Genomic DNA, 6,625 nt, shown 5'->3' with positions numbered 1-6,625 from the left:
CAGCGAAGGCCGCTTCGCCAAACACTTCGACAGTGACGGCAACCCGTCGGAAGTTCTGATTCGCGCTATGGAAGACCGGCTTGAAAACTGGCGTCTGCTGCAGGAACTGGCTGGCGTCATTTGAAGTCACCGCTGGCGACGGCGCACGAAGTGTCGAAAGCTGCGGTTCGTCGAACATCACGGCCCCGCGCGCGGCACGTCGGATGCGCACCGTGCCTGAAAGTCTGCGCGTCACGTCGCCCCGCCGTCCGGTTCGTTCCGGCGCCGGTCTCGCGGTTGCTAATCGGCGCGGCTATTCCATGACGGACCATCGTTGAGCTGACTCGTGGGCTCCGTCGCCGGTCGTTCGCGACGGCATGGAACTGTCTGCGGCTTGAACCGGTGACATCGCCCGGGCAGCGGCTCAGTTTGGCAGTGGCTCGGTTTGGCAGTGGCGGCAAACGGTGATAGTCTGTCAGGCGCCCTTTGATCCGCTTGAGCCTCTGGCGACTGTCCCCGCATGAAATCCACCGCACTCATCGTTCTGCTGGCGGCGCTGCTGACCGTCGGCATCTCCGTGTTGGTGCTGCGCTCCGGCAGTCACCGAAACAAAGGCGCAGGAAGCGGGGTTGGTGGATCGACGGAGACGATCACGCTGCGGGGCGCGTCCCAGTTCGACGAGAAGCACGCATTCACGCGCACCATTCGCAGGTTCGAGGAACTGGTGAAGGAGTACTACGACGGACCTGTTGAGTTTGAAGTGTATCTGAACAGTGAACTGGGACTGGAGAAGGACTATTTCGCGTACATGAGTCAGGGCCTGTCGGTGGACTATGGCATCGTTTCGCCGGCGCACATGTCGACGTTTTCCGATGCGGCTCCGCTGATGGACATGCCGTTTCTGTTCCGCGACCTGGACCACTGGAACGCGGTTCTGGAAAGTGACGCGTTTCAGCCGATCGTCGATGAAGTTCGACGGAAGGCCGATGTGATGATTATCGGTTACGCCGGCGGCGGCACGCGCAATCTGATCGTCAACAGGCCGGTCACGACGATGGCCGATCTGAAGGGTTTGACTCTGCGAGTCATGGGGGCTCCGATTCAGACTCGGATCTTTCAGGCAATCAGCGCGTCGCCGACCGTGATTTCGTACAGCGAGATCTACAACGCGATCCAGACGGGCGTGATTGACGCGGCGGAAAACGAAGCGGCCGGAATCCGGCAGATGAAGTTCTATGAAGTCGGCCCGGAAATCTCACTGACTCGGCACGCGATCACTGTCCGGCCGCTGTGCTTCAGCGGCAAGACCTTTGACCGGCTGCCCCCGGATCTGCAGTCGGCGATTCTTCGCGCCGGGCGCGAAGCGGGCGCGTACGGCCGTCACTTGGAATCCACTGAAGACTCGGAAGTCCTGCAGGCGATGGAAGCGGAAGGAAAGCTGCGGCTGCATCCCTTCACACAGCGGGATGAATTGCTGAACCTCGCGGAACCTGTCAAGGCGGCGTACGCGAAAGAGATCGGTGCCGACGAGGTGTATGCCCGCGTCAACGCTGTCGAGTCCGCTTCCGGAGACAGCCGCTGATGACGCGATTGCTGAACGGCTATTGCCTTGTGCTGAAGATCGTCATGACGGTGCTGATGGCGGTCATGATTGTTCCCGTTTTGCTGCAGATCATTTCTCGCTATGTCGACGCCGTGCCGCGGTACATCTGGACGGAGGAAGCCGCCAGGTTCTGTTTTGTCTGGATCATCATGCTGGGTTCGATGATCGCGGTCCGCGACGGGACCCACTTTGACGTCGACCTGCTGCCCCGCCCGGAAACGCATCGCCAGATCAGCGTGGGGCGGCTGATCGTGCATCTGGCAATGGCAGTGCTGGCAGTGATCTTTACGTGGTACGGCTACGACTTTGCGGAATTCGGCTGGCTGCAGAATTCAGAAATGAGCGGCATCAACATGCTGAGCATCTACGTGTCGTTTCCGCTGGCGGGCGTGACGTGGCTGCTGTTTCTTGCGGAAAAGATTGTCTTCGACGTCCGCGTGATCGTGCGCCCTGAGCCGGGAGCCTGACGATGCTGCCTGGCGAAGCGGCCATGGTTTTGTTCGGGACGTTTGCCGTTTTGATCGTGATTCGGGTTCCGGTTGCGTTCGCGCTGGGGCTGGCGTGCATCCCGGTCATTCTGGTTGACGAGCGGCTGACTCCCGTGCTGCTGATCAACGAGATGTGGAAGTCGTACAACAGCTTTATTCTGCTGGCTGTTCCATTCTTTCTGCTGGCCGCCAACCTGATGAATTCCGCCGGCATTACCGAACGGCTGGTCCGGCTGGCGACGACTTCCGTCGGTCATCTGCCGGGAGGTCTGGGACACGTGAATGTGATGGTCAGCATGCTGTTCGCGGGAATCTCCGGTTCGTCGACAGCGGATGCGGCCGGCATCGGTGCGCTGATGATTCCGGCGATGAAGAAGCAGGGTTACGACGCCGAATTTTCCGTTGCCATCACAGCCTGTTCCTCGGTGATGGGAGTCATCATTCCGCCCAGCATCCTGATGATCGTCTGGGGTGGTCTGATGTCTGTGTCAATCGGCGGATTGTTCATCGCCGGTGTTGTGCCGGGAATTCTGATTGCTGTCAGCATGATGGGGACAGTGCTGGTGTATGCAAAAACGCGAGGCTATCCGACGTACAGCAGGGCATCACTGAAGGAGTTCCTGCAGGCTCTGGCGAAGTCGTCGCTGGCGCTGGTGACACCGGTCATCATTGTCGGGGGAATTGTCGCCGGGCTGTTTACACCGACGGAAGCCTCCGTCGTCGCCGTGATCTACTCGGCGATTCTGGGCGGTGCCGTCTATCGCTCGATTTCCGTGAAACAGTTTCCCGAGATCCTTTACGAATCAGCGCGGCTGGCCGCAATATCCCTGTTCTGCATCGGGACTGCTTCGGCGTTCGGTTCGCTGCTGGCCTGGTTCCGCGTTCCTCAGGCGCTTGTCGAAGTGATGTCCGGCTGGAACACGAACGTTGCGACGACGGGTGGCATCGTCGCTCTTTCGTTTCTGTTTGTCGGCATGTTCATTGACGCAATTCCCGCCATCATCATCCTGGGGACCGTGCTGCTGCCGTTGGCCGAAGGAACCGGAATGCACCCGATTCACTTTGCGATCATCGGCGTGATTTCGCTGGCCGTCGGTCTGGTGACGCCGCCCTATGGACTGTGTCTGCTGATCGCCTGTTCGCTCGGCAAGATCCGCGTCGTTGAGGCGCTGCGGGACGTTGCTGTTATTCTGCTGCCAATGCTGGTCCTGCTGGCTGCGGTGGTGCTCTTTCCGGAGATTGTGTTGTTTCTGCCGAAGCTTGTCGTGCCCCAGTTTCTGTAGTGCCGCCGGTTCAGACAGATCGCTTTTCACGGACCTCCGCCGTGTCACCGATCTGTGTGTGAACCACAAACTCGACAGATGCGATCCCGCGTTTCGTTCCGTGACCATGCAAATGACCGGCTGCTTTGAACGGCAGTTTCTTTTTCCTCCCCGGATCCGCGCGACATGAATTCCTCGTTTCGCTCCCGACTGAAAAATCGTGAACCGCTGCTGGGCACGATGGTGACGCTCAGCACCCCCGCCGTGTCGGAGATCTTCGCTGAAATCGGATTCGACTGGCTGTTTATCGACGGTGAGCATGGTCCTCTGGAAACGCCGGATCTGCTGAGAATCCTGCAGGCGGTCAGTCACCGTCTGGCGTGCGTCATTCGCGTACCTGCGGCGTCGGAAGCTTCCATCAAGAGAACTCTGGACATCGGCGCGGCCGGTGTCATCGTGCCGATGGTCAATACGCCGGACCAGGCCGCTGATGTTGTGCGCTGGTCACGATATTCACCCGCCGGTTCGCGCGGAGTCGGACTGGCTCGCGCGCAGGGCTACGGACTTCGGTTTCAGCAGTACGTCGAATCGGCGAACGACAGCGTGGCCGTGATTGTTCAGGCCGAACACGCGCTGGCTGTCGACAACATCGAGTCCATTGTCCAGGTCGAGGGAATCGATGGAGTGCAGCTCGGTCCGTACGATCTGGCCGCCAGCATGGGGAAGATGGGCCAGGTGGACGACCCCGACGTTGTTGCGGCTGTCGACCATATAATCGCGACATGTCTGAAGGCCAATGTCGCCGTTGGCTGCTTCGCGATTTCCGCAGACGCAGTTCAGTCCTGGGTCGAACGCGGTTGCACGCTGATCACCGCCGGTGTCGACACGCTGCTGCTGGCCGGCGCGGCCGGAAGCACTCTGAAGTCGCTGAGAGCGATGACGAAGTGACGCTCCTGTGAACGTCGGTACGTGGCGTGCGGCTGCGCGCAAGGTTATGCTGCCGTCATATGCGACACGCGCTGCTGGCGGGCCGACCTCTGTTCCGTCGAGCCAGCGCCTCACCCGTTCAGGAGTCCAGGCATGACGAAACAGATCACGCAACTTCCTCGGCGTCGGTTTCTGCAATCGGCCGTCAGCGCGGCGGGTGCCGCCGTTCTGGCGCCGACCATCATTCCCAGTTCGGCGCTGGGCCGCGATGGTGCAGTCGCTCCCAGCGAACGCGTTGTCGTCGGAGGCATCGGGATCGGAAATCGCGGCACGTACGACCTCGGCTGCTTTCTGGAACAGCCGGATGTCCAGTTCATCGCGGTCTGCGACGTGAAGGAAAAACGCCGCATCGCCGTCAAGAAAATCGCCGACGACAAATACGGCAACGAACACTGCGCGATGTATCGCGACTTCCGCGAACTGCTTGATCGCAGTGACATCGACGCCGTGCTGATCGCGACCGGACCGAACTGGCATGCCACCGCAGCTATGACTGCGGCTCGTGCCGGTAAGGACATGTACTGCGAAAAACCGGTCACCAAGAACATCAGCCAGAGTCTCATTCTGGCCGACACCATGAAGCGAACCGGTCGCGTTTTCCAGGCGGGAACTCAGCGGCGCAATCTTCCGCACTTCGCATTTGCCTGCGAGCTGGCCCGCACCGGAAAGCTCGGCAAACTGAAGAAGGTCTATGCTCATCCGGCCGGGATGCAGGCTCTGATGAGCGGCTGGCTGCCGGCAGAAGCCGCGCCTGATCCCGACGTTGTTGACTGGGACATGTATCTGGGGCCGGCCGCGTGGCGTCCGTACAACCCCGCGCTGCTGGATGGTTTCAACTTCGAAAAGGGCGGCGGTTTCGTCGGTGCCTTCAACGGCGGCGGTGTTCTGGAATGGGGCTCGCACTGCGTCGATCTCTGCCAGTGGGCGGTCGGAGACCGTCCGCCTCCCGTCGAATACAACGCACCGAAGGACGGCCACCTGGTCGCGCTACGAAAGCGGCATCGAACTGATCTTCCGCGAAACCGGCTGGATTCCGCTGGGTTCGTGTCCTGTGCGGTTCGAAGGCGAAACCGGCTTGGCCGAAGCGGGTGACAGCGCAAGCTGGTGCTGAGTTCTCCGAACTGGCTGGCCGGCAAGTCGAGGTGGCGGTTATCCGGCGACGTTCCACGTTCGCGATTTCCTGGACTGGTGTCAAGACCTCAGTCAGCCGAAAGGCAATGCCGACGCGGCCTGCAACGCTCACATCGCCTGCCACGCGGCTAACGTCGCGCTGGATGCTGAATCGCACCGTGAAGTACGACAACGCAACCAACATGTTCATCAACGACGAAGAAGCCAACCGCCTGCGGTCTGAGGCCCTGCGGGAAACCGTGGCGAGTGTAGATCGCACGTTTCCTGTGGCTTGATTCCCCGGCGCGAAATCTCTTCGCTCGGACACCATACACTTTTCGGACTCAACTCATGCAAACACTCCGTATCTCTCTAACGATGCTGACCCTGGCGGTCGGCGTTTCCACAATCAGCGCTTCGACGATGTTCGCCGCGGACGACGCCGCTTCGTCAACAAAGGAAGCGGAACTGCTGGCCGTGCTCCGCTCCGACGCGCCGTCCGCTGAGAAAGCCATTGCCTGCAAGAACCTTGCGATTCATGGCACCGAAGCGGCCGTGGCCGACCTGGCGAAGCTGCTTCCCGATCCGCAACTGTCATCGTGGTCGCGGATCGCGCTGGAGGCCATTCCTGGTGAGGCTTCCGATAAAGCATTGCGTGACGCCGCTGATTCGCTGGAAGGCCGCCTGCTGGTCGGAATGCTGAATTCGATCGGTGTTCGCCGCGATGCCAATGCCGTGGATCAGCTGACCGGCCGGCTTCGTGGACACGGATGCCGAAGTCGCTGCGGCCGCCGCTGTGGCACTCGTCGAATTGAAACGAAGCGCAACGACAACGCTCCGCCAGTCACTGGCAACAGCGAACGAAGCTGTGCGTTCAGCGATTGCCGAAAGCGGCTGCGTGTTGTGTGCAGAACGACCGTTGTCGGACGGCAACTCCGAAGCGGCCATGAAGTTGCATGACGAAATTCGAGCGCCGATGTTCCGATGCAGCGTGTCATCGAAGCGACTCGCGGTGCAATCCTCGCGGGAGACAATGGCATTCCGCTGCCGCTGGAACAGTTTCTCAGTCTGACGAAAGGCTCTGTTCCAGCTCGCACTTAACAGCTCGCGAGTTTCCCCGGCGGCACGGTCGATCAGGCTCTGGTTGACGAAATGAACCGAACGACTCCCGACTGGCCGTGCGCTGATTGTTCAGG

General features: G+C 60.5%; 7 protein-coding genes. All 7 read left to right on the top strand.

Annotation, left to right across the window (positions count from 1 at the left end; all coding sequences use genetic code 11):
• The first annotated feature begins 499 nt into the window (after nt 1-499).
• The 7 genes from R3C19_09865 (at nt 500) to R3C19_09835 (ending at nt 6,389) form a co-directional block, all read left to right on the top strand.
• Nucleotides 500-1,561 (top strand): TRAP transporter substrate-binding protein, encoded by a 1,062-nt coding sequence (locus tag R3C19_09865; GenBank protein MEZ6060657.1) that lies wholly within the window; start codon nt 500-502, stop codon nt 1,559-1,561.
• Nucleotides 1,561-2,049 (top strand): TRAP transporter small permease, encoded by a 489-nt coding sequence (locus tag R3C19_09860; GenBank protein ID MEZ6060656.1) that lies wholly within the window; start codon nt 1,561-1,563, stop codon nt 2,047-2,049. Before R3C19_09865 ends, R3C19_09860 begins: the two co-directional genes overlap by 1 nt.
• A 2-nt stretch (nt 2,050-2,051) precedes the next feature.
• Nucleotides 2,052-3,353, top strand: coding sequence for a TRAP transporter large permease (locus tag R3C19_09855; GenBank protein ID MEZ6060655.1), 1,302 nt, complete (start codon nt 2,052-2,054; stop codon nt 3,351-3,353).
• Nucleotides 3,354-3,518: 165 nt separating this feature from the next.
• Nucleotides 3,519-4,280, top strand: coding sequence for an aldolase/citrate lyase family protein (locus R3C19_09850; GenBank protein ID MEZ6060654.1), 762 nt, complete (start codon nt 3,519-3,521; stop codon nt 4,278-4,280).
• Nucleotides 4,281-4,412: 132 nt separating this feature from the next.
• Entirely contained in the window at nt 4,413-5,411 is a 999-nt protein-coding gene (locus R3C19_09845) for a Gfo/Idh/MocA family oxidoreductase (GenBank protein MEZ6060653.1), read from the top strand.
• A gap of 182 nt (nt 5,412-5,593) precedes the next feature.
• A complete protein-coding gene (locus R3C19_09840; protein MEZ6060652.1) occupies nt 5,594-5,725 on the top strand; it encodes a hypothetical protein in 132 nt (43 codons plus the stop codon).
• A gap of 55 nt (nt 5,726-5,780) precedes the next feature.
• Entirely contained in the window at nt 5,781-6,389 is a 609-nt protein-coding gene (locus tag R3C19_09835) for a hypothetical protein (GenBank protein ID MEZ6060651.1), read from the top strand.
• The last annotated feature ends 236 nt before the right edge of the window (nt 6,390-6,625 follow it).

This window comes from Planctomycetaceae bacterium (genome assembly GCA_041398785.1).
Classification (GTDB): domain Bacteria; phylum Planctomycetota; class Planctomycetia; order Planctomycetales; family Planctomycetaceae; genus JAWKUA01.
Note: the sequence above shows the minus strand (reverse complement) of the source record. Positions and strands in the feature narration are given on the sequence as shown.

What these genes read in the sequence shown, in the direction of transcription:
- R3C19_09855 (MEZ6060655.1), top strand. Translation starts at nt 2,052, where the DNA reads ATGCTGCCTGGCGAAGCGGCCATGGTTTTGTTCGGGACGTTTGCCGTT.
- R3C19_09835 (MEZ6060651.1), top strand. Translation starts at nt 5,781, where the DNA reads ATGCAAACACTCCGTATCTCTCTAACGATGCTGACCCTGGCGGTCGGC.
- R3C19_09840 (MEZ6060652.1), top strand. Translation starts at nt 5,594, where the DNA reads ATGCTGAATCGCACCGTGAAGTACGACAACGCAACCAACATGTTCATC.
- R3C19_09865 (MEZ6060657.1), top strand. Translation starts at nt 500, where the DNA reads ATGAAATCCACCGCACTCATCGTTCTGCTGGCGGCGCTGCTGACCGTC.
- R3C19_09845 (MEZ6060653.1), top strand. Translation starts at nt 4,413, where the DNA reads ATGACGAAACAGATCACGCAACTTCCTCGGCGTCGGTTTCTGCAATCG.
- R3C19_09860 (MEZ6060656.1), top strand. Translation starts at nt 1,561, where the DNA reads ATGACGCGATTGCTGAACGGCTATTGCCTTGTGCTGAAGATCGTCATG.
- R3C19_09850 (MEZ6060654.1), top strand. Translation starts at nt 3,519, where the DNA reads ATGAATTCCTCGTTTCGCTCCCGACTGAAAAATCGTGAACCGCTGCTG.